This is a genomic window from Megasphaera sp. DJF_B143 (assembly GCF_900320625.1).
Lineage (GTDB): Bacteria > Bacillota > Negativicutes > Veillonellales > Megasphaeraceae > Megasphaera > Megasphaera hexanoica.
The window spans coordinates 1-2,479 of record NZ_ONTA01000202.1; the positions used below are offsets into that span (position 1 = coordinate 1).

General features: G+C 50.0%; 4 protein-coding genes. All 4 read right to left on the reverse strand.

The genetic code is table 11. The features are described 5' to 3' along the window. On the reverse strand, positions 1-507 hold a 507-nt coding region (locus DBO31_RS06200; RefSeq protein WP_150824709.1), incomplete at its 3' end, for an Rnase Y domain-containing protein. A gap of 231 nt (positions 508-738) precedes the next feature. Then, the gene (locus tag DBO31_RS06205; RefSeq protein WP_059075555.1) at positions 739-1,158 is read right to left on the reverse strand and encodes a regulatory protein RecX; all 420 of its coding nucleotides are present in this window, start codon (positions 1,156-1,158) and stop codon (positions 739-741) included. Positions 1,159-1,160: 2 nt separating this feature from the next. Beyond that, positions 1,161-2,240, reverse strand: a complete 1,080-nt coding sequence (gene recA / locus DBO31_RS06210; protein WP_075581456.1) for a recombinase RecA — start codon at positions 2,238-2,240, stop codon at positions 1,161-1,163. A gap of 3 nt (positions 2,241-2,243) precedes the next feature. Next, on the reverse strand, positions 2,244-2,479 hold a 236-nt coding region (locus tag DBO31_RS06215; protein WP_200817471.1), incomplete at its 5' end, for a CinA family protein.

Consider the following 2,479-nt stretch of genomic DNA (forward strand, 5'->3'; position numbering starts at 1 on the left):
CAGGCTTTTGATGAGCATCGCCGTTTCATGCTTAACTTCCGTTTTTACGTTGTTCAGCAAGAGTTCCTTGGCTTCATCATAGGTAAGGCTGGAAATACGTTCCAGTTCTTCCATCTGCTGGCTGTGCAGCAACTCAATCTTTTCCTGTGTCCTGGTGATTTCTTCTTCTTTGCGCTGCAGAGCTTCATCGCGTTTTTCCATGGAATCGGATTTCTTATCCAGATGTTCTTCCTTCTGCAACAGGCGTCGTTCCATGCGCTGCAATTCATTTCTGCGTTCCTTATTTTCCCGTTCCGCATCACTGCGCAGCTTATGGACCTCTTCCTTTCCTTCGAGGACCAATTCCTTTTTCCGTGATTCTGCATTCTGCCGTGCCGTAGAGATAATGCGTTCCGCTTCTACTTCCGCCTTGCCAATTTTGCCTTCGGCAATTTTCATGCGGTAAAAATAGCCCGTCCCGACACCAATGATTCCACAAGCTACGGCTGCAGCAATGATAGCTAACATATTCAGTTTTCACCCCCTTTTCACCATAAAAAGCCGAACATGCGTCCGGCTTTTTATATGTGTAATTATTTCATTTACATCATTTTCAAAAAACCTGCAATTATGCAAAATATATGACCAGTATAGAAAACCGGCTCTTATAATTGTAAATTTTTTTTATACTGATGTCAAGGTAAACTCATAGACCATATGAATAATTTATACGCCAGCCAATAGCATAATGACCACGTTTTACCAGCCAAAGCCACTGAGGATTTCCCTGATGACAGAGGGAGAAAAACCACGGTACTGAAGAAACCGGGCAATCTTGCGCGGCTCTGTTCCTTCTTTGAAACGCCGGGATACCAGTTGTTCCGCCACGGTCATTTCATCGACGCAGGGTGTGTTCTCCGGCACTGGCAGCTGCCGCTTCTGCAACCGGCTGACAATGTAGCGGTGGCCGTATTGTCCTTTACGGGCATAGTAAGCATACACGGCCTCTGCCAGGCGCTGGTCGTCCACAAAATGTTCCTGCCGCAGTGTCTCCAGAACGTCGTCAATGACTTCATTTCCCGTGCCACGGACCTGCAGTTTGCGGCGCAGTTCGCCTTCACTGAGAAAACGGATATTCAGCAGCCGCAGTGCCCTGGCATAGGCTTCATTATAATCCATTATCAGGCTTCTCCGGAAGGTTCTGCCAGGCTTTCAGCCGCGCCGGCTTCTTCTGCTTCATGGACTTCTTCGACGACAGCATCGAATTTTTCTGGTTCTGCCGCCAGTGTATCGCGGATGATATGTTCCACTTCGTCGGCGATTTCAGGATGATCTTTCAAGAACAGTTTGACATTTTCCTTCCCCTGTCCCAGTCGTTCGCCCTTGTAGGAATACCAGGTCCCGCTTTTTTCGATAATGTCCATTGATGTCCCCAGGTCGAGGATAGTCCCTTCCCGGGAAATCCCCGTCCCGTACATAATATCGAATTCACAGTTGCGGAATGGCGGCGCCACCTTATTTTTGACGACTTTTACCCGTGCACGGTTGCCAATGACTTCACCGCCCTGCTTGATGGCTTCCCCCTTGCGGATTTCCATGCGGATAGAAGCATAGAATTTGAGTGCCCTGCCGCCGGTCGTCGTTTCAGGATTGCCAAACATGACGCCGACTTTTTCACGGAGCTGGTTAATGAAAATAACGATAGCCTTGGATTTTGAAATAATCCCCGTCAGTTTACGCAGGGCCTGGCTCATGAGGCGTGCCTGAAGGCCCACGTGGGAATCGCCCATTTCTCCTTCAATTTCGGCTTTAGGTACCAGGGCTGCGACAGAGTCCACGACGATAATATCGACGGCACCGCTGCGTACGAGTTCTTCCGTGATTTCCAGGGCCTGTTCCCCGTTATCCGGCTGGGAAACGAGCAGATTGGCCGTATCGACGCCAAGATGACGGGCATATACCGGATCGAGCGCATGTTCCGCATCGATAAACGCGGCAATGCCGCCTCCTTTTTGTGCCGAGGCAATGGCATGGAGAGCCAGCGTCGTTTTCCCGGAAGATTCCGGTCCATAAATTTCGATGACCCTGCCGCGGGGATATCCTCCGACACCGACAGCCAGATCGACGGCAAGGGACCCTGATGAAATTACTTCGATATTCATTTTGTCCGCTATGTCGCCAAGGCGCATGATAGCTCCTTTGCCAAAATCTTTTTCAATTTTGCGCATAGCATTTTCCAGTGCTGTTTGTTTTTCTTCCATAGTCTACTCCTGTTCTGTATGTTCCAAAAGATATTGAACGGCATAATAGACAGCCCGTGTCGCGGCACGGCGCTTTACTTCTGTCCGGTCGCCGGGATAGATATCCTTATGGGTTACGGTCCCCCGCGGACCGGAAATCCCCGTATAGACCAGGCCAACAGGTTTTTCTCTGCTGCCGCCGGATGGACCGGCAATTCCCGTCGTACTGATGGCCAGATCCGAACCATATAACCCGCGGC

What these genes read in the sequence shown, in the direction of transcription:
- DBO31_RS06205 (WP_059075555.1), bottom strand. Translation starts at nt 1,158, where the DNA reads ATGGATTATAATGAAGCCTATGCCAGGGCACTGCGGCTGCTGAATATC.
- recA (WP_075581456.1), bottom strand. Translation starts at nt 2,240, where the DNA reads ATGGAAGAAAAACAAACAGCACTGGAAAATGCTATGCGCAAAATTGAA.